Source organism: Brachybacterium sp. SGAir0954, assembly GCF_005490785.1.
In the GTDB taxonomy this organism is placed as follows: Bacteria; Actinomycetota; Actinomycetes; order Actinomycetales; family Dermabacteraceae; genus Brachybacterium; species Brachybacterium rhamnosum.
Window position 1 is genome coordinate 1,826,438 of sequence record NZ_CP027295.1, and the last position, 18,304, is coordinate 1,844,741.

14 protein-coding genes are annotated in these 18,304 nt (G+C 74.2%); 7 read left to right on the plus strand and 7 right to left on the minus strand.

Annotated features, from left to right (window positions below; translation table 11 throughout):
- Window positions 1-90 precede the first annotated feature (90 nt).
- From C1N80_RS08250 to C1N80_RS08270, 5 genes are read left to right on the plus strand one after another with little or no spacing between them, the layout of a single operon-like run.
- Window positions 91-1,662, plus strand: coding sequence for an ABC transporter ATP-binding protein (locus C1N80_RS08250; RefSeq protein WP_137770322.1), 1,572 nt, complete (start codon window positions 91-93; stop codon window positions 1,660-1,662).
- Window positions 1,659-3,251 (plus strand): ABC transporter permease, encoded by a 1,593-nt coding sequence (locus tag C1N80_RS08255; protein ID WP_137770323.1) that lies wholly within the window; start codon window positions 1,659-1,661, stop codon window positions 3,249-3,251. Before C1N80_RS08250 ends, C1N80_RS08255 begins: the two co-directional genes overlap by 4 nt.
- Complete coding sequence (locus C1N80_RS08260; RefSeq protein ID WP_137770324.1) at window positions 3,248-4,585, plus strand: ABC transporter permease; 1,338 nt, start codon at window positions 3,248-3,250, stop codon at window positions 4,583-4,585. The genes C1N80_RS08255 and C1N80_RS08260 overlap by 4 nt, the downstream gene beginning before the upstream one ends.
- A 17-nt stretch (window positions 4,586-4,602) precedes the next feature.
- Window positions 4,603-5,064, plus strand: coding sequence for a cytidine deaminase (locus tag C1N80_RS08265; RefSeq protein ID WP_137771705.1), 462 nt, complete (start codon window positions 4,603-4,605; stop codon window positions 5,062-5,064).
- A 32-nt stretch (window positions 5,065-5,096) separates the two neighbouring features.
- The gene (locus C1N80_RS08270; RefSeq protein ID WP_137770325.1) at window positions 5,097-6,404 is read left to right on the plus strand and encodes a thymidine phosphorylase; all 1,308 of its coding nucleotides are present in this window, start codon (window positions 5,097-5,099) and stop codon (window positions 6,402-6,404) included.
- 95 nt (window positions 6,405-6,499) lie between these two features.
- Here the strand turns inward: C1N80_RS08270 and C1N80_RS08275 are convergent, their stop codons facing one another.
- The 4 genes from C1N80_RS08275 to C1N80_RS08290 form a co-directional block, all read right to left on the minus strand.
- Window positions 6,500-7,561 carry an NUDIX domain-containing protein gene (locus tag C1N80_RS08275; protein WP_137770326.1) on the minus strand — a complete coding sequence of 354 codons (1,062 nt, stop codon included), beginning with the start codon at window positions 7,559-7,561 and terminating at the stop codon, window positions 6,500-6,502.
- 258 nt (window positions 7,562-7,819) lie between these two features.
- Window positions 7,820-8,827 (minus strand): L-idonate 5-dehydrogenase, encoded by a 1,008-nt coding sequence (locus tag C1N80_RS08280; protein ID WP_137770327.1) that lies wholly within the window; start codon window positions 8,825-8,827, stop codon window positions 7,820-7,822.
- A 49-nt stretch (window positions 8,828-8,876) separates the two neighbouring features.
- A complete protein-coding gene (locus C1N80_RS08285; RefSeq protein ID WP_137770328.1) occupies window positions 8,877-9,668 on the minus strand; it encodes a FadR/GntR family transcriptional regulator in 792 nt (263 codons plus the stop codon).
- Window positions 9,658-11,082 carry an Nramp family divalent metal transporter gene (locus C1N80_RS08290; RefSeq protein WP_240811061.1) on the minus strand — a complete coding sequence of 475 codons (1,425 nt, stop codon included), beginning with the start codon at window positions 11,080-11,082 and terminating at the stop codon, window positions 9,658-9,660. Before C1N80_RS08290 ends, C1N80_RS08285 begins: the two co-directional genes overlap by 11 nt.
- Before the next feature lie 130 nt (window positions 11,083-11,212).
- Between C1N80_RS08290 and deoC the strand changes: the two genes are divergently transcribed.
- Window positions 11,213-11,881: a deoxyribose-phosphate aldolase gene (gene deoC / locus C1N80_RS08295; RefSeq protein ID WP_137770329.1), complete on the plus strand. Its 669-nt coding sequence runs from the start codon at window positions 11,213-11,215 to the stop codon at window positions 11,879-11,881.
- Window positions 11,882-11,972: 91 nt separating this feature from the next.
- On the opposite strand, the gene C1N80_RS08300 is transcribed toward deoC, so the two are convergent.
- Window positions 11,973-13,712 carry a phospho-sugar mutase gene (locus tag C1N80_RS08300; protein WP_137770330.1) on the minus strand — a complete coding sequence of 580 codons (1,740 nt, stop codon included), beginning with the start codon at window positions 13,710-13,712 and terminating at the stop codon, window positions 11,973-11,975.
- Entirely contained in the window at window positions 13,709-14,551 is an 843-nt protein-coding gene (locus C1N80_RS08305; protein WP_137770331.1) for a purine-nucleoside phosphorylase, read from the minus strand. The genes C1N80_RS08300 and C1N80_RS08305 overlap by 4 nt, the downstream gene beginning before the upstream one ends.
- A 94-nt stretch (window positions 14,552-14,645) precedes the next feature.
- Here C1N80_RS08305 and C1N80_RS08310 point away from each other — a divergent pair, with 94 nt between their 5' ends.
- Window positions 14,646-16,118, plus strand: a complete 1,473-nt coding sequence (locus C1N80_RS08310; RefSeq protein ID WP_168198065.1) for an NAD(P)H-quinone dehydrogenase — start codon at window positions 14,646-14,648, stop codon at window positions 16,116-16,118.
- A 390-nt stretch (window positions 16,119-16,508) separates the two neighbouring features.
- Here the strand turns inward: C1N80_RS08310 and C1N80_RS08315 are convergent, their stop codons facing one another.
- A complete protein-coding gene (locus tag C1N80_RS08315; RefSeq protein WP_137770332.1) occupies window positions 16,509-18,287 on the minus strand; it encodes a biotin carboxylase N-terminal domain-containing protein in 1,779 nt (592 codons plus the stop codon).
- Between the last annotated feature and the right edge of the window lie 17 nt (window positions 18,288-18,304).

Here is an 18,304-nt window from a genome sequence, read left to right on the forward strand (position 1 = left end):
CGCCGCCCCCGTCGAGACCCTCGACGGAGGCGGCGGCCACGCCCCTGCGGTGCCGCCCCGGCACCGCCCACCCCGACGGAGAGAGCAGGCGTGAAGCTCGAGCTCAGAGGGATCACGAAGGTCTTCGGCACCTTCGTGGCCAACGACGCGATCGACCTCGTGGTCGAGCCCGGAGAGATCCACTCCCTGCTGGGGGAGAACGGTGCGGGCAAATCCACCCTCATGAACGTGCTGTACGGGCTCTACCGGCCCGACGGCGGCGAGATCCTCCTGGACGACGAGCCCGTCCGCTTCAGCGGCCCCGGCGACGCGATGCGCGCCGGCATCGGCATGGTGCACCAGCACTTCATGCTCGTGCCGCCCTTCACCGTCGCCGAGAACGTCATGCTCGGCAACGAGCCCGGCACCTTCGGGTTCCTCGACCTCGCCTCCGCCCGCCGCACCGTGCGCGAGCTCTCCGCCCGCTTCGGCTTCGACATCGACCCCGACGCCGTGGTCGAGGACCTGCCCGTCGGCGCCCAGCAGCGCGTGGAGATCATCAAGGCCCTCTCGCGCCAGGCGAAGGTCCTCGTGCTCGACGAGCCCACCGCCGTGCTCACCCCGCACGAGACCGACGAGCTCATGGGCATCATGCGCCAGCTGCGGGACGAGGGCACCTCGATCGTCTTCATCACGCACAAGCTCCGCGAGGTCAAGGCCGTCGCGGACCGCATCACCGTGATCCGCCGCGGCCGGATCGTCGGCACCGCCGATCCCTCCGCGGACCAGACCGAGCTCGCCTCCCTCATGGTGGGCCGCTCCGTCGCCCTCGACCTCGACAAGGCCCCCGCCGCCCCCGGCGAGGTGGCCCTCGAGGTGCGCGGCCTCGGCGTGACCGACGCCGACGGCGTCGTGCTCCTGGACGACGTGGACCTCGACGTGCACCGCGGCGAGGTGCTCGGCGTCGCGGGCGTGCAGGGCAACGGCCAGACCGAGCTCACCGAGGCCCTGCTGGGCCTGCAGAAGGGCGCCCGCGGCTCGATCCGCCTCGACGGCGCCGAGCTCGTGGGCCGCAGCACCCGCCAGATCCTCGACGCGGGCGTGGGCTTCGTGCCCGAGGACCGCACCCACGACGCGCTCGTCCCCGACTTCTCCGTGGCGGAGAACCTCGTCCTGGACCAGCACCACCGCGCGCCCTACGCGACCGGCGTGCTCCTGCACCCCGAGGCCGTGCGCCGCCGCGCGACCGCGGAGGTCGAGGAGTTCGACGTCCGCACCGGATCGATCGACGACGCCGTCTCGACCCTCTCCGGCGGCAACCAGCAGAAGGTCGTCATGGCCCGCGCCCTGGGCCGCGACCTCTCCCTGTTCATCGCCTCCCAGCCCACCCGCGGCGTGGACGTGGGCTCGATCGAGTTCCTCCACCGCCGCATCGTCGCCGAGCGCGACAAGGGCACCCCGGTCATCATCGTCTCGACCGAGCTCGACGAGGTCATCCAGCTCTCCGACCGGATCGCCGTCATGTACCGCGGCGGGATCCTCGGCATCGTCCCCGCGGACGAGGACCGTGACGTGCTGGGCCTCATGATGGCCGGCTACACCGCGGAGGCCGCCCGCGAGGCGGTCGCCGCGGGCGCCCGCACCAGCGACACCACGCTCGCCGACGAAGGAGACATCGTATGAGCGCCCCCACCGAGGGCCAGGCGCCCGCGGTCGCCCCCGGCACCGCCACGCAGCCCGGCGACCCCGGCACCCCCGGAGCCGAGGCCGCCGAGCGCTCCGCCGGCTCGGTGCTGCAGTCGATCGCGCGCAGCAACGTGCTCGTCGTCGTGCTCGCCTTCGTCTTCGCCTTCGTCGTCGGCTCCGTGCTGATCCTCGTCTCCGACGTGGACGTGCGCGCCGCGGCGGGCTACTTCCTCTCCCGTCCGGGCGACCTCATCGGCGCCTCCTGGACGGCGATCACCGAGGCCTACGCGGCGATGTTCCGCGGGGCCGTCTTCGACCTCCCCGGCGCGCGCAAGGTCGCCGACGACATCGCCGAGCGCGGCGGCAGCGGGCTGTACCTGCTGGGCCCCGCCTTCCTGCGCGGCATCAAGCCGCTGCTGGAGACCCTCACCGTCGCGACCCCGCTGATCATCGCCTCCGTCGGCATGGCGGTCTCCTTCCGCTCGGGCCTGTTCAACATCGGCGGCACCGGCCAGCTGATCGTCGGCGCGACCGCCGCGGGCTACGTCGGCTTCGCGATCGACCTCCCCGTCGTGATCCACCTGCTCGTCTGCATCCTCGCGGCGATCGTCGCGGGCGGCCTCTACGGCGGCATCGCCGGCTTCCTCAAGGCCCGCTTCGGCGCGAGCGAGGTCATCACGACGATCATGCTGAACTGGATCGCGACCTACGCCCTCGCCTTCGCGCTGACCACCTCCGCCTTCACGGGCGCGAACAAGGCCCAGCCCACCTCTCCCGCGATCGCGGGGACCGCGCGCCTCCCGCTCCTCGCGGGCGACCAGTACCGCCTCCACCTGGGCCTGGTCATCGCACTCCTCGCCGTCGTCTTCCTGTGGTGGCTCATGAGCCGCTCCACCCTGGGCTTCCGCTTCCGCGCCGTGGGATCGAACCCGCGCGCCGCGGAGGTCGCCGGCATCGACGTGGGCCGCAGCGCGATCGGCGTCATGGTCGTCGCGGGCGCCCTCGTGGGCCTCGCGGGCGGTGTGCACGTGCTCGGCACGGAGCAGCGGCTGACCGGCTCGATCGCCGGCTCCATCGGCTTCGACGCGATCACCGTCGCCCTGCTGGGCCGCTCCGGCCCCGTCGGGATCCTGCTCGCGGGCGTGCTCTTCGCGGGGCTCTCCACGGGCGGGCGGTTCATGGAGTCCGCGCAGGGCGTCCCGATCGACCTCGTGCAGGTCATCCAGGCGCTCGTGGTGCTCTTCATCGCGGCGCCGCCGCTCGTGCGCTTCCTCGTGGGCCTCGGCGGCGTGGACCGCCCCCGCGCCCCGCGCCGACGCACCGCGACCGGCGCGCACGCCGCCCCGGTCCTCGCGGCCGACGCCGCCGCGGTCGCCGCCGCGGAGGGGCCCGCCGCCCCGCGCGAGGGCGCCCACCGCGCCCCGGTCGAGCCCGCGGCCGACGGCGGGGCGCAGCCGCCGGGTCCGCCCGGCGATCCCGCGGAACCCGTCGGCCCTGTCGACTCGGCCGATCCCGCTGACCCCGCCGGCACCCACAGCACCGTGGACCCCTGCGGCCCCGACGCCCCGAAGGGGGAGAACGCATGAGCACCCTCGTCCAGGACCCGGTCCCGGTGGCGGACGCCCCCGTCGTCCCCGTGCGCACCTCCGAGCGCCTGCGCTCCTGGTGGCACCTGCCCACCGCGCTGACCGTGCTCGCCCTCGCGGCGCTGCTCGTCTTCGGCCTCGGCTCGCCCGCGGCCGACTCCACGACCTTCCGCCTCGCCGCCGAGGGCGACCTCAACCCCGGCGGCATCGTCCCCGGGGACGTGGCGATCCCGGCGCGGGTGCTAGCGATCGTCCTCGCGGCGCTCTGCCTCGTCATCGCGGGCGTGCTCTGGTGGGCCTCGGCGACGGTGACCGCGCTGGGTCGTTGGCGCACCGCGCTCGTGGTCGTCTTCGGGCTGCTGTGGGTGATCGCCTTCCTCGACTGGGCCTTCCACGGCGCGACCGTCGACGTCGGCGCCATGCTGCAGACCATGATGGTGCTCGCGGTGCCGCTCGCCTTCGGCGCCCTCTCCGGCGTTCTCTCCGAGCGCTCCGGCGTCATCAACATCGCGATCGAGGGCCAGCTGCTCATGGGCGCCTTCGGCGCCGTGCTCGTGGGCTCGATGGTGGGCAGCCCCTGGGCGGGCCTGATCGCCGCGCCCGTCATGTCCCTCCTGATCGGCGTGCTGCTCGCCCTGTTCGCCGTCGGCTACCGGGTCCAGCAGATCATCGTCGGCGTCGTCCTCAACGTCTTCGCGATCGGCCTGACGAGCTTCTTCTTCGGCACCGTCATGAAGCAGAACCCGCAGATGTTCAACCAGCCGCTGCGCCTGCCGACCCTGCGCATCCCGCTGCTCGCCGACCTCCCCGTGATCGGGCGGGTGCTGTTCGAGCAGAACATCCTTGTCTATCTCATGTGGATCATCGTCGCGGTGCTCACCGTCGCCCTGTTCCGCACCCGCTGGGGCCTGCGCGTGCGCGCCGTCGGCGAGCACCCCCGCGCCGCGGACACCGTCGGCATCAACGTCAATGGCACCCGCTGGGGCAACGTGCTGCTGGGCTCCGCCGTCGCGGGCCTCGGCGGGGCGACCCTCACCATCGGCACGGGCGTCGCCTTCGGCGAGGAGATGAGCGCGGGCAAGGGCTACATCGCCCTCGCCGCGATGATCCTGGGCCGCTACCACCCGGTGGGCGCGCTCGCCGCGGCGCTCCTGTTCGCCTTCACCGACGCCCTCCAGCTGCGGCTCGGCACCTTGCCCACCGGCAGCGGCGCCGGCATCCCCAGCCAGTTCCTGCTCATGCTCCCGTACATCGTCACCCTCTTCGCCGTCGCCGGCGTCGTGGGCCGGGTGCGCGTCCCGGCCGCCGACGGCGTGCCCTACGTGAAGCAGTGACCATGGGGGAGCAGGCGATGACGGCGAACGGCACCGGAGACGGCGCCGGCACGGCCGACGGTCGGGCCGGCGAGGAGTTCGCGGAGCTGCTCGCCGCCGCCCGCGAGATCGCCGAGCGCGCCTACACCCCGTACTCGCACTTCCGGGTGGGCGCCGCCGCGCTCACCGAGGACGGCCGTCTCGTGCGCGGCTGCAACGTGGAGAACGCCGGCTACGGCGTGACCCTGTGCGCCGAGTGCGGGCTCATCAGCGAGCTCGTCGCCGGAGGCGGCGGCCGGCTCTCCCGCTTCGTGTGCGTGGGCGGGGACGAGCACCTGGGCCGGGACGAGCGGCAGGTCGTCATGCCCTGCGGGCGCTGCCGGCAGCTGCTCTCCGAGCACGCGGGGGAGAGCCTGGTGGTGCTCACCCCCGCCGGACCGTGCACCATGGACGAGGTGCTCCCGCAGGCCTTCGGGCCCGCGGACCTCGAGCTTCCCTGACACCGCCGCCGACACCGCTCCTGAGGAGACCGATGAACCAGCCCGCCCCCGCCGTCGAGCCCTTCGACGCGGTCGACGTCATCCGCACCAAGCGGGACGGCCGCACCCTCGAGCCCTCCCAGATCGACTGGGTCATCGACGCCTACACCCGCGGCGTCGTCGCCGAGGAGCAGATGGCCGCGCTCGCCATGGCCGTCTTCCTCAACGGCATGGACCGCTCCGAGATCGCACGCTGGACCGCCGCGATGATCGCGAGCGGCGAGCGCATGGACTTCTCCGCGCTCGCGAAGCCCACCACGGACAAGCACTCCACCGGCGGCGTGGGGGACAAGATCACCCTCCCGCTCGCCCCGCTCGTCGCCTCCTTCGGCGTCGCCGTCCCGCAGCTCTCCGGCCGCGGCCTCGGCCACACGGGCGGCACGCTCGACAAGCTCGAGGCGATCCCCGGCTGGCGCGCCGCGCTCAGCAACGACGAGATGATGCGCCAGCTCGACGAGGTGGGCGCCGTGATCTGCGCGGCCGGCTCGGGCCTCGCCCCGGCGGACAAGAAGCTCTACGCCCTGCGCGACGTCACCGGCACCGTCGAGGCGATCCCGCTCATCGCGAGCTCGATCATGTCCAAGAAGATCGCCGAGGGCACGGCCGCGCTCACGCTCGACGTGAAGACCGGCGCCGGGGCGTTCATGACCGACGAGGCCGACGCCCGCGAGCTCGCCCGCACGATGGTGGACCTCGGCACCGACGCGGGCGTGCGCACCGTCGCCCTGCTCACCGACATGTCCGCGCCGCTCGGCCGCACCGCCGGCAACGGCCTCGAGGTGCGCGAGTCCCTCGAGGTGCTCGCGGGCGGCGGCCCGGCCGACGTCGTCGAGCTCACCGTCGCCCTCGCCCGCGAGATGCTCGAGGCCGCGGGCGTGCACGACGCGGACGTCGAGGCGGCGCTGCGCGACGGCCGCGCGATGGACTCCTGGCGCGCGATGATCGCCGCCCAGGGCGGGGACGTGGACGCCCCGCTGCCCACGGCGAAGCACGTCGAGGAGCTGCGCGCGACCGAGGACGGCGTGGTGACGGGGCTCGACGCGATGGGCGTGGGCGTCGCCGCCTGGCGGCTCGGAGCGGGCCGCTCCCGCCCGGGCGAGGCCGTGCAGGCCGCCGCGGGCGTCGAGATCGAGAAGCACCTCGGCGACGAGGTGCGCGCCGGGGACGTCCTCGCGCGCCTGCACACGGACACCCCCGAGCGGGTGGCCCGCGCGCTCGAGGCGATCGAGGGCTCCTGGACCCTCGCCGCTCCCGGCACCGCCCTGCCCGAGCGCCGCATCGTCATGGACCGCATCGCCTGACGTCTGGCAGCGGCTGCACCACGGCCACCGTCCCGCAGGCGCGGGGCAGGGGCCGTGTCACGTGCAGAGGCGGTGCGTCCGCGACGCCGCGGCCCTCAGGCCCGTCGCAGCGCCGGCAGGATGTGCTCGGTCATGAGCGGGGCGAGGCGGGGACCGGGAGCCGGGTCCTCGATGCTGATCCAGCGGTGGTCCGCGAGCTCGGCGCGCACCGCGAGCGGCTCCGGCAGGGCCGTGCGGCAGCGGAACACGGTCGAGCGCACGCGCGTGCCGGGCTCGTTCGCGGCGACCGCCTCGAACTCGCCGAGCACCTCGAGGTCCTCCGCGCGCAGCCGCACGCCGATCTCCTCCTCGACCTCCCGCAGGGCCGCCTCGAGCGGGCTCTCCCCGGGCTCGAGCTTCCCGCCCACCTGCATGTAGGAGCCGGTGCCGCGCTTGCGGACCGTCAGCAGCTCCTCGCCGCCGCTCCCCTCGCGGAGGAAGGCCACGGCCGTGATCTCGAGGACCGTGGGCGCCCCGGCGGTCCAGCGCTGGCGACGCTCCGCCTCGGCGAGCTGGGTGAGGCGGCGCAGCAGCGCCGTCCCCTCGTGCAGCCCCACCGGCCGCATCCCCGCACCGCGCCAGCGCTCGAGGTCGCCCCGCTGCTCCCGGGCGAGGGCCCAGCCGCGGCGCAGCAGCGTGAGCGGCGGCTTGCGTCCCTCGCGGAGGTCACGGGTGAGGCGCAGCGCGAACACCACGGGCACCGGCCGGTGCAGCACGATCGCGTCCGCGAGCAGGCCCAGCGCCTGCAGCGGGGCGATGAGCTCCGCGGCGAAGATCCCCTCGGCGATGACGAGCTCCGCGCCGTCGACGTCGAGCGTGGTGGTGCCCGTGCGGCGGGAGCGGGGGATCGAGTAGACGGGCACCTGAGCGCGCCCCTCGTGGGCGAGGGAGACGAGCGCCTCGAGCGCGGCCCCGGCGTCCCAGGAGGCCGGGTCGTCCCAGTCGACGATGCCGAAGCGACGGGGGAGGGAGGGATCGTCGTGGTCCCGGTAGAACTCGTCCAGCGGCACCGTGGGGAGCCCGGCGCGGCGGGACATCTCGCCCTTCCCGCTGCCCGAGGGCCCGGCCACGATGACGATCCGGCGCGGCGGGCTGGAGGCGGCAGCGGGAGCGGTCATGGACGTCGATTCTAGGCGCGGCGCCGGGCCTCGCTGGCCCGACACGGGACTGATGCACGTCGAGGTGACCGTCAAGGAACCGTCCGGGCGCGGGGTGGCGAGCAGCAGATCGAGGACGTGGAGCCCCGTCCCTGGCTCTCGTCGTCCCCGCCGAGCCGGCTGCTGTCGGGATCGACGTCGGACCCGCCCACGCGAGGACGGGGACACCGATCCGCATACGTGCCGGTCCCGGGGCGGGCACCACGTTCCCGGGATCGCTCAGGCGATCGTGAGCACGACCTTGCTGGATCCGCGGCCCGCCGCCGCCTCGAAGGCGGCCTCCGCCTGGTCGAGGGGGAACTCGTCGCTGATCACCTGCTCGGCCTCGGGCGTGGTCGCGAGCAGCTCCACGGCGCGCTCGATCTCGTCGACGAAGCGGAAGGTGCCGCGGTAGTCGATCTCGCGGGTGACGAGGGCCGCGAGGGTCACCTGGACAGGGGTCGTGGGCAGGTTGCCCACCTGCACGACCACGGAGGCGCGGGCGGCGTTGCGCAGGATCCCCTCGAGGGAGGGGGCGACGCCGGCGGCCTCGAAGGCGACGGTGAACTCCTCGTCGAGGTCGTCGGGGGACTCGGCGGCGACGTCGGCCCCGAGGGTGAGCGCGCGCTCGCGGGCCACCTCGGAGAGGTCCACCGCGGTGATGCGGCGGGCGCCCGCGGCGCGGGCCGCGAGCACGACGAGCAGGCCCACGGGGCCGCAGCCGCTCACGAGCACGTGCTGGCCGGTGACGTCCCCGGCGCGGGAGACGGCGTGCATGGCGACGCCGAGCGGCTCGGCGAGCACGGCCCGCCGGGTCGAGAGGCCCTCGGGGAGCGGCACGACCTGGTCCGCGTCGACGGTGACCGACTCGGCGAAGGCGCCGTCGGTGTGCGGCTCGTGCTGGGCGGAGCCGAAGTAGGTCAGCTGCGGGTGGAGGTTCTCGCGGCCGGCGAGGCGCTCGGGGAGCTCGCCGTGCGTGCGGGCCGGGTGGACGGTGACGCCCTGGCCCACGGCGAGGCCGGTGACGCCCTCGCCGAGCTCCGCCACGCGGCCGGAGATCTCGTGGCCGAGCACGAAGGGGTGGCGCATGAGGGCGGTGCCGGTGCCGCCGTGCTTCCAGTAGCCGAGGTCCGATCCGCAGATGCCGCCGTACTCGACGGCGATGCGGACCTGGCCGGGGCCGGGCGGGACGATCTCTCGCTCGGCGAGGCGGAGGTCGCGGACGGCGTGGATCTCGAGGCTGCGCATGAGGGGGGTCCTTCCAGGATCGGGATGGGTCGTTCGGTGGGTGGGGTGGTCAGCGGGGGACGGCGAAGCCGGCGGCGGCGGTCATGTGCGCGTCCATCGCGGCGGCCGCGGCGGCGGCGTCCCCGGCGATGATCGCGGTGACGACGGCGCTGTGCTCGTCGTGCTCGGCGCCGACGAGGCCGCGCTGCTCACGGGTCACGCGCAGCTCGCGCATGGCCCGGAACAGCGGCCCGCTCACGGCGTCGAGCACGCCCTGCAGGGCGAGGTTGCCGGAGAGGCGGGCGACGAGCGCATGGAGCTCGAGGTCCAGCCGCGGGTACTCCTCGGCGTCGCCGAGCGCCTCCCCCATCCGGGCGAGCAGCTCCTCGAGCTGCTCGCGCCCGGCGGGATCGGCGGCGAGGCGATCCGCCGCGAGGGAGGCCGCGCGCACCTCGAGCGGAGCACGGAGGTCCATGAGCACGAGGAAGCCGTCCCCGGGGGTGTCGCGGATCGCGCGGGAGAGGTAGAAGCGCACGATCGAGCTGTCCGGGGGCCGGACGCGGGCGGCACGGCCGTTGCTGATCTCGACGATGCCGAGGGCCGCGAGGGCGGAGAGCGCCTCGCGCACCACGGCCTTGGAGACCCCGAACCGCTCCGCGAGGGTTCCCGCGGAGGGGAGGGCGTCCCCGGCGCCGAGGTGCTCGTCGTCGATGAGCGCGAGCACCGCGTCCCGTGCCCGGTCCACCAGGGTCTCGCGGGACAGGCCTACGGAGCCGTCGGCCGTCGAGGACGCCGCGAGATGGCGGCGGGCGGCGTCGCCGAGCGGGAAGCCCGCGCCCTCGACGGCGGTCTCAGAAGGCATTGACCAGTCCGATCACGCCCACCGCGATGATCGCCGCGGCGGAGATCCACAGCATGACCTCCGTGGGGCGGCCGTCGCGGATCCGCGGGTCCGTCTGGGTGCGCGCGAGGTAGACCGTCGCGATGGCGGCACCGATCAGGTACACCGCGTTGAGGATGCCGGCGATGATCACGAGCAGCAGCGGGGAGGAGGCGATGGTGCCCAGCAGGCCCCAGCCGATCGGCAGGATGATCATGATGATCCGCTGCCAGCGGTTCCGGGCGGTCTGGTCGCGCCAGTCGTAGGCGCCGAAGACGGCGAGGGTCTGGCCCACGATCCGGCTGAGGCTCGGGACGTTCGCGAGGATCGTCTTGAACAGCGCGAGCCCGGCGCCCACGAGGAAGAGCACGCCGCCCCAGGTGCCGACGGCGGAGTCGAAGATCGAGGAGATCGTCACCATGACCTCGTTGCCCTCGGGGACGAGCCCCTGCGGGTGCAGCACGGCCGCGCCGAGCACGTAGAAGGCGGCGGTGGAGGCGGTGTAGACGACCCAGCTGACCCAGGCGTCGACCTTCATGACGGAGATCCAGCCGCGGGCGCGGGTGACCCAGCCGGGGGTGCCGTCGTTCGGGCCGGTCCAGGCGGCGTAGCCCTTCTCGACGACCCAGTAGGTGTAGGCGGTGGTCTCGCCGGCGCCCACGCCGGTCATGCCGAACATGGCGATGGCGACGCCGATCGCGCCCGCCGCGACCTGGAAGCGCAGGCCGCCGCCGAGGTCGCCGAGCGTCCAGGCGAACTGCGTGCCCTGGAGCAGGAAGACCATGGCGATCGCGAAGAGCGTCACGGCCAGGACGAGCACGGTGGAGATGCGCTCGACGACCGCGTAGCGGTTCAGGGAGTGGATGGCGATCGCGACGACGACGAGGATCGCGACCCAGGTGCCGATCGAGAGCAGCGAGTACGGCTCGGGGCCGATCGGCAGGAGCGAGGAGAAGGCGAAGGCCGAGGCGCTGATGACGCCCGCCTGGCCGATGAAGAACTGCAGGAGCATGAGCAGCTGGAGCCAGGCGATCCAGCCGCGCCTCCCGATCCTGGGCGGGACGTCGTCGTAGCCGTCCACGGCGGTGCGGCCGGTGGAGATGGACCAGCGGGCGAGCTCGATCTGCACCCAGACCTTGAGGAAGGTGGAGACGAGCACGAGCCACAGGAGCATGAAGCCGACGGTCGCGCCGAGGGCGGTGGCGGTCAGCAGCTCGCCGGAGCCGACGACGGCGGCGGAGGTGATCATGCCCGGGCCGAGGAACTTCAGCTTGCCCCGCAGGGTGGAGGGCGGCTCGGCGATCTGCGAGCCGTCCACGACGTAGGGGTCCACCTCCTTGGACAGGATGGTGGTGCTGGGGGCGTCCGCGGGGGCGGGGCCGGGGGACGTCGTCATCGACGCTTCTCCTTCGTGGGGCGGGGCGCTCGCGGAGGACCGACGGCGCCGTACTCGCGCAACCTATCAGATAGCTCGACAGGTGTGATGCTGCGGTCCGTCAGTGCTCGATCGTGGGAGGATTCGGGACATGACGAACCCCGCCGCCGGCACCGATCTCGCCGCCCTCATCGACCACACCCTGCTCAAGCCCGAGGCCACCCGCGAGGACGCCCTCGCCCTCGCCCGCGAGGCGGAGGAGCTCGGCACCTACTCCATCTGCGTCTCCCCGTCGATGCTGCCGATCGAGACGACCGTGAAGGTCGCGACCGTCTGCGGCTTCCCCTCGGGTCAGCACGCCCCCTCCATCAAGGCCGCCGAGGCCGCCGACTCCGTGGCCAAGGGCGCCGACGAGGTCGACATGGTCATCAACGTGGGCCTCGCCCGCGCCGGTGAGGACCAGGCGCTCGAGGCGGAGATCCGCGCCGTGCGCGAGGCCGCCCCGGCCCCCGTGGTGCTCAAGGTGATCATCGAGTCCGCCGCGCTCACCGACGAGCAGATCGTCGCCGCCTGCGAGGCCTCCGAGCGCGCCGGCGCCGACTTCGTGAAGACCTCCACCGGCTTCCACCCCGCGGGCGGCGCGAGCGAGCATGCTGTCCAGCTCATGCGAGCGACCGTGGGCGACCGCCTCGGCGTGAAGGCCTCCGGCGGCATCCGCACCCGCGAGGCCGCGGAGGCGATGGTCGCCGCGGGCGCGAGCCGCCTGGGCCTGTCCTCCTCGCGCGCGATCCTCGACGGCGGGACCGGCACCGGCTACTGAGCAGCAGCCCGCACACTCGCGACGGAGGGCGGCCGGGACCACGTGGTCCCGGCCGCCCTCCCGCGTCGGTGCGCTCCTCGAGTCCCCGTGCTCAGGCGCCCGTGAGCGCCGTGCGCATGTCCTCCGTGATCGCGGCGAGATGCTCCGCGGCGGCGACGCGGACCGTCCCGAGGGCGGCGTCGCCGGCCCCCGCGGCGACCTCCTCGTGGACCTCGATGTAGCACTTGAGCTTCGGCTCGGTGCCCGAGGGGCGCACGATCACGCGGGCGTCGTCCGCCGTCGCGAGCAGCACGCCGTCGGTCGCGGGGAGGCCCGTGGTCTCCACGGAGCCCTCGGCGAGGTCCTGCACCTCGGTCACCTCGGAGCCCGCGAGGGAGACGGGCGGCCGCTCGCGCAGGCGCGCCATCATGACGTCGCGGTCCGAGAGGTCCGTGACGCGCAGGGACAGCTGCGAGGTCGCGAAGAGCCCGTGCTCGCGGGCGAGCGCGTCGAGCCGCCCCACGAGCGTGGTGCCCTCCGCCTTCGCGTACGCGGCCATCTCCGCGACCATGAGGGCTGCGGAGAGTCCGTCCTTGTCCTTGACGACCTGCGGCAGCACGCAGTACCCGATCGCCTCCTCGTAGCCGAAGACGATGCCGGCGGCGCGGGCGATCCACTTGAAGCCCGTGAGGGTCGTCGCGGCCCTCGCGCCGGCCGCCTCGGCGATCCGGCCCAGCCAGCGGCTCGAGACGACCGAGTTCGCGACCGTGCCCCGGTAGCCGTGGCGGCGCAGCAGGTGGTCGCCCAGCAGCACGCCCAGCTCGTCGCCGGTGAGCATCCGCCAGTCCCCGAGGTGCGGGTCGAGGACCGCCGCGGCGCAGCGGTCCGCGTCCGGGTCGTTCGCGACGACGACGTCCGCCTCGACGGTGCGGGCGAGCTCGAGGGCCAGGTCGATCGCACCGGGCTCCTCCGGGTTCGGGAAGGCGACCGTGGGGAAGTCGGGATCCGGGTCCGCCTGCTTGCCGACGGTGTGCACGTCCGTGAAGCCCGTGCGGTGCAGGGCCGCGACGGCCGTCTCGGTGCCCACGCCGTGCATGGCCGTGTGGACGATCCGCACGGACCGCCCGCCGCCCACCTCGGCGAGCGCGGGCAGATCCACGAGGGCGCAGATCGCCTCGAGGTAGTCCTCGACCAGACTGTCGCCGATCATCTCCGGCTCGGCGTCGTGCGGGATCTCCAGCACGGGGCCGACGGCCTCGATGCTCGCGGCGATCTGCGCGTCCGACGGCGGCACGATCTGCACGCCGTTCCCGTCGGCGTCCGCGGCACGGCCGCCGAGGTAGACCTTGTAGCCGTTGTCCGCCGGCGGATTGTGGGAGGCGGTGACGACGATCCCGGCGTCGGCCCCCAGGTGCCGCACGCCGAAGGCGACGAGCGGGGTGGGCAGCGCCCGGTCCAGCAGCTGCACACGGCAGCCCGCCGCGGCCATGATCGCCGCGGAGCGGTGCGCGAGGTCGCGTGAGCGGTGACGGGCGTCGTGCCCGATCACCACGAGCGGCTCCTCGAGCCCGAGCGTGCCCACGAGGTGGTCGGCGAGCCCGCGGGCGGCGCGGGAGACCACCGCGAGGTTCATGCGCAGGGGACCGGGGCCCATGCGGCCGCGCAGGCCGGCCGTGCCGAACTCGAGGGTGCCGGAGAAGGCGTCGGCGATCTCGGCGACGGCCGACTCGTCACCGCCCTCCGCCTGCTCCAGGAGGCTGCCGAGGACCGCGCGGGTCTCGGCGTCGGGGTCGTCGGCGATCCAGGCGCGCGCCCGCTCCTGCAGCTCGGGCGTGAGGACGGCGGCGCTCATGCCGGTGCGTCCTCCGTGCTCGCCCCGGTGATCCGTCGCACGGTCTCGGCGAGCAGGCGGGAGATGCGGGGACCGGCCTCGCGGCCCGCCTGCAGCACCTCCTCGTGGGAGAGCGGCACAGGGGAGATGCCCGCGGCGAGGTTCGTGACGAGCGAGATGCCGAGCACGTCCAGCCCCGCCTCGCGGGCGGCGATCGCCTCGAGCGCGGTGGACATGCCCACCAGGGTCGCGCCGAGGGTGCGCGCCATGCGGACCTCCGCCGGGGTCTCGTAGGCCGGCCCGTGGAACTGCATGTAGACGCCCTCGGGGAGGTCCGGGTCCACCTCGCGGGCGATGTCGCGCAGGGCGGGGGTGTAGACGTCGGTCATGTCCACGAAGGTCGCGCCGCGCAACGGGGTCGCGCCCGTGTGGTTGATCTGGTCGGCGATGAGCACGGGGGTGCCGGGCTCCCACGACGGGTCGATGCCGCCGCAGCCGTTGGTCAGCACGATCGTGCGGCAGCCGGAGGCCGCCGCGGTGCGCACGCCGTGCACGACCGGGTCCACGCCGGCGCCCTCGTAGTAGTGGGTGCGCGCACCGAGCACGAGGGCGTGGGCGCCGCTGCCCTCCACCTCCACGGAGCGCAGGGTGCCCACGTGGCCGGCGACGGCGGGGGCGCGGAAGCCGGGGATCGTGGTCGCGGGGGCCTGCCAGACGGTCTCGCCGAGGAGGTCCGCGGCGCCGGCCCAGCCGGAGCCGAGCACGAGGGCGACGTCGTGCGAGCCGACGCCGCTGGCCTCGGCGATCGCGGCCGCCGCATCACGGGCGAGGAGGTACGGATCAGGGGTCGAATCGCTCATGGGAGAAACCTAGCGCGGGCCGTGCCCGCCGGGGGACGCCCCCGGTCCCTCCGTTGCCGCCCGCGCGGTGCGGGGCCTGGGCGAGAATGGCACCGTGAGCGATTCCACGACCGCGATCCCCGCCGGAGCACCTCGGATCACCGCCGACGACGGCGGCACCCGCCTGGTGGTGATCGGCGGCGGGCCCGGCGGCTACGAGGCAGCGCTCACCGCCGCCCGACTCGGCGCGGAGGTCGTCCTCGTGAGCGCCGGACCCCTCGGCGGGGCCGCGGTGCTCACGGACGTGGTCCCCTCGAAGACCCTCATCGCGACCGCGGACGTCCTCGACCTCGTCGCCGGCTCCGCGGCGCTCGGCATCCGCGACGCCGACACCGCCGGCAGCCCCGGCGCAGGGGCGCTCACCGTGGACCTCGCGGCCGTCAACGCGCGCGTGCGCCGGCTCGCCCGGGCGCAGTCCGCGGACGTCACCGCCGCGCTCGCCGAGGCCGGGGTGCGGACGGTCCTCGGGCGCGGGCACCTCCTCACGCCGGGGCTCGTCGCCGTGCATGCCCTGGTCGGGGCAGGAGCGGAGATCGAGCGGATCGAGGCGGACGCCGTGCTGCTCGCCACGGGTGCCCGTCCCCGTGAGCTCGACGGGTCCCCGCCGGACGGCGATCGGATCCTCTCCTGGACCCAGCTCTACGACCTCGACGAGCTGCCCTCGCACCTGGTCGTCGTCGGCTCCGGCGTGACCGGCGCCGAGTTCGCGAGCGCCTACCGGGCGCTCGGCTGCGAGGTCACGCTCGTCTCCTCGAGGGACCAGGTCCTCCCCGGCAGCGACCGCGACGCCGCGGCGGTGCTCGAGGAGTCCTTCCGTCGCCGCGGCATCACCGTGCGCTCCCGCTCCCGCGCCGCCTCCGCCCGGGTCGAGGGGGACGGGGTGCGGGTCGCCCTCACCTCGGGGGAGGAGATCCGCGGCAGCCACGTGCTGCTCGCCCTCGGTGCGATCCCCGCGACAGCGGGCATGGGCCTCGAGGAGGCCGGGGTGCGGCTGCGGGAGAGCGGCCACATCGAGACCGACCGGGTCTCCCGCACCTCGGTGCGCGGGGTGTACGCGGCGGGGGACTGCACCGGCGTGCTCCCGCTCGCCTCGGTCGCCGCGATCCAGGGCCGCACCGCCGTGCACCATGCGCTCGGCGAGGCGGTCGCCCCGCTGTTCCGGGCCCATGTCGCCTCCGCGGTGTTCACGAGCCCCGAGATCGCGACCGTCGGCGCGAGCGAGCAGGACGTCGCTGACGGCCTCGTCGTCGCCGACGTCCGCTCCTACCCGCTCGGCACGAACGCCCGCGCGAAGATGCAGGGCGTGCGCGAGGGTTTCGTGAAGCTCGTGGTGCGCCACGACTCCGGGACGGTGCTGGGCGGCGTGGTCGTCGCCCCGCGGGCGAGCGAGCTCATCCACCCGATCACCCTCGCCGTCGCCCAGCGGCTCACCGTGGAGCAGCTCGCCGACACCTCGATCGTCTACCCGTCGATGACCGGCTCGCTCGCCGAGGCCGCCCGGCAGATCGCGATGACGCTGGGGGAGTGAGCCGGCCCGGAGTCCTCGCCCCGTCGGGGACGGCGCATGAACGTGGCCTCTCGATGGACGCTCTGCCGATGGGCGCCAGGCCGCCGGGCCTCGACCGTCGGCAGGAGGCCGTCGCCGGCGGACCGTCGACCGACAGCCTCCGCCAGGAACCGTCAGCAGGGGCTGCCGACCGCAGTCCGTCGTCGATCGCGGACCGCACTCGGGTCGGGGTGCCCTGCAGAAGAACGCGGATATCATGTACATGATGTCCGGGCTTTTCGGAACAGACGGTGCTCGGGAGCCGGCTCGCCCTCGGTGGGGCCGACCTGTCCGAGGACGACCGGCTCGGCCGACGCGTCCGCGGATCAGCGAGGGAGTGGTGGCCCGGCGGTGCCGGTCACCAGCTCGGTCTCAGTCGTCGATGGTGCAGAGCGCGGCGCCGGCGGAGACGGTCGCGCCGACCTCCGCGCTGAGCCCCGTGACGACGCCGGAGCGGTGCGCCGTGATGGGCTGCTCCATCTTCATCGCCTCGAGCACGAGCAGCAGGTCGCCGTCGGCCACCGTCTGCCCCTCCTCGACCTGGACCTTCACGATCGTGCCCTGCATCGGCGCGGTGACCGTGCCGCCGGAGACCGCCGCCTCGCCCGAGGCGCGGTGCTGGCGCTTGCGGCGCTGGCGCACCGCCTGCTGCGGGGCACGCAGGGACGCGGGCAGGGAGATCTCGACGCGGCGACCGTCCACCTCGACGACGACCGCCTCGCGGTCCTCGGGCTCCTCCGGCTGCGCGGGCAGGGAGGCCGGCGGGATCTCCCCGGTGAACTCGGTCTCGATCCAGCGCGTGTGGATTGAGAACGGCGCCTCGGGATCCGCCGGGGCGAAGGCCGGGTCCTCGACAACCACGCGGTGGAAGGGGAGGACCGTGGGCAGACCCTCGATGCGGAACTCGGCGAGCGCCCGGCGGGAGCGCTCGAGCGCCTCCTGCCGGGTCGCGCCGGTGACGACGAGCTTGGCGAGCATCGAGTCGAAGGCGCCGGAGACGACGTCGCCCGAGCGCACCCCGGTCTCCACCCGCACACCCGGGCCGCTCGGCGCGTCGAAGCGGTGCACGGGCCCCGGGGACGGCATGAAGCCGCGGCCCGGGTCCTCGCCGTTGATGCGGAACTCGAAGGAGTGCCCGCGGGCGACGGGGTCCTCCTCGGAGATGCGCTCGCCGGCGGCGATCCGCAGCTGCTCGCGCACGAGGTCCACCCCGGCGACCTCCTCGGTCACCGGGTGCTCGACCTGGAGGCGCGTGTTCACCTCGAGGAAGGAGATGGTGCCGTCCTTGCCGACGAGGAACTCGCAGGTCCCCGCGCCGACGTAGCCGGCCTCGCGCAGGATCGCCTTCGAGGAGGAGATCAGCTGCGCGTTCTGCTGCGGCGTGAGGAACGGCGCGGGCGCCTCCTCGACGAGCTTCTGGTGGCGGCGCTGCAGCGAGCAGTCACGGGTGGAGACCACCTGGACGTTGCCGTGCTGGTCCGCGAGGCACTGCGTCTCCACGTGGCGCGGGGAGTCGAGGTAGCGCTCGACGAAGCACTCGCCGCGGCCGAAGGCGGCCGTCGCCTCGCGCACCGCGGAGTCGAACAGCTCGCGGACCTCGCCCTCCTCGCGGGCGACCTTGAGGCCGCGGCCGCCGCCGCCGAAGGCCGCCTTGATGGCGATCGGCAGTCCGTGCTCGCGCGCGAAGGCGACGACCTCGTCGGAGTTCTGGACGGGGTCCTTGGTGCCCGCGACGAGCGGGGCGCCGGCCTTCTGCGCGATGTGCCGCGCGGAGACCTTGTCGCCGAGCTTCTCGATCGCGTCGGGGCTCGGGCCGATCCAGGTCAGCCCGGCGTCGATGACCGCCTGGGCGAAGTCGGCGCGCTCGGAGAGGAACCCGTAGCCCGGGTGGACGGCGTCCGCGCCGGAGCGCTTGGCGACGTCCAGGAGCTTGTCGATGACGAGGTAGGAGCTCGCGGCGGTGGTGCCGCCGAGGGCGTAGGCCTCGTCCGCGATGACGGTGTGCAGGGCGTCGCGGTCCGGGTCCGCGTACACGGCGATCGACCGCAGGCCCGCGTCCTTGCAGGCCCGGGCCACGCGCACCGCGATCTCCCCACGATTGGCGATGAGCACCGTGGTCAGGGGGCGGGGCTTGGGGTGGCGTGAAGCCATGGGGCGAGGGTCCTTCC

Bases quoted from the DNA above. Each gene is read 5' to 3' on its own strand.
- C1N80_RS08255 (WP_137770323.1), top strand. From the start codon at position 1,659: ATGAGCGCCCCCACCGAGGGCCAGGCGCCCGCGGTCGCCCCCGGCACC.
- C1N80_RS08260 (WP_137770324.1), top strand. From the start codon at position 3,248: ATGAGCACCCTCGTCCAGGACCCGGTCCCGGTGGCGGACGCCCCCGTC.
- C1N80_RS08265 (WP_137771705.1), top strand. From the start codon at position 4,603: ATGACGGCGAACGGCACCGGAGACGGCGCCGGCACGGCCGACGGTCGG.
- C1N80_RS08270 (WP_137770325.1), top strand. From the start codon at position 5,097: ATGAACCAGCCCGCCCCCGCCGTCGAGCCCTTCGACGCGGTCGACGTC.
- C1N80_RS08275 (WP_137770326.1), bottom strand. From the start codon at position 7,561: ATGACCGCTCCCGCTGCCGCCTCCAGCCCGCCGCGCCGGATCGTCATC.
- C1N80_RS08280 (WP_137770327.1), bottom strand. From the start codon at position 8,827: ATGCGCAGCCTCGAGATCCACGCCGTCCGCGACCTCCGCCTCGCCGAG.
- C1N80_RS08285 (WP_137770328.1), bottom strand. From the start codon at position 9,668: ATGCCTTCTGAGACCGCCGTCGAGGGCGCGGGCTTCCCGCTCGGCGAC.
- C1N80_RS08290 (WP_240811061.1), bottom strand. From the start codon at position 11,082: ATGACGACGTCCCCCGGCCCCGCCCCCGCGGACGCCCCCAGCACCACC.
- deoC (WP_137770329.1), top strand. From the start codon at position 11,213: ATGACGAACCCCGCCGCCGGCACCGATCTCGCCGCCCTCATCGACCAC.
- C1N80_RS08300 (WP_137770330.1), bottom strand. From the start codon at position 13,712: ATGAGCGCCGCCGTCCTCACGCCCGAGCTGCAGGAGCGGGCGCGCGCC.
- C1N80_RS08305 (WP_137770331.1), bottom strand. From the start codon at position 14,551: ATGAGCGATTCGACCCCTGATCCGTACCTCCTCGCCCGTGATGCGGCG.
- C1N80_RS08315 (WP_137770332.1), bottom strand. From the start codon at position 18,287: ATGGCTTCACGCCACCCCAAGCCCCGCCCCCTGACCACGGTGCTCATC.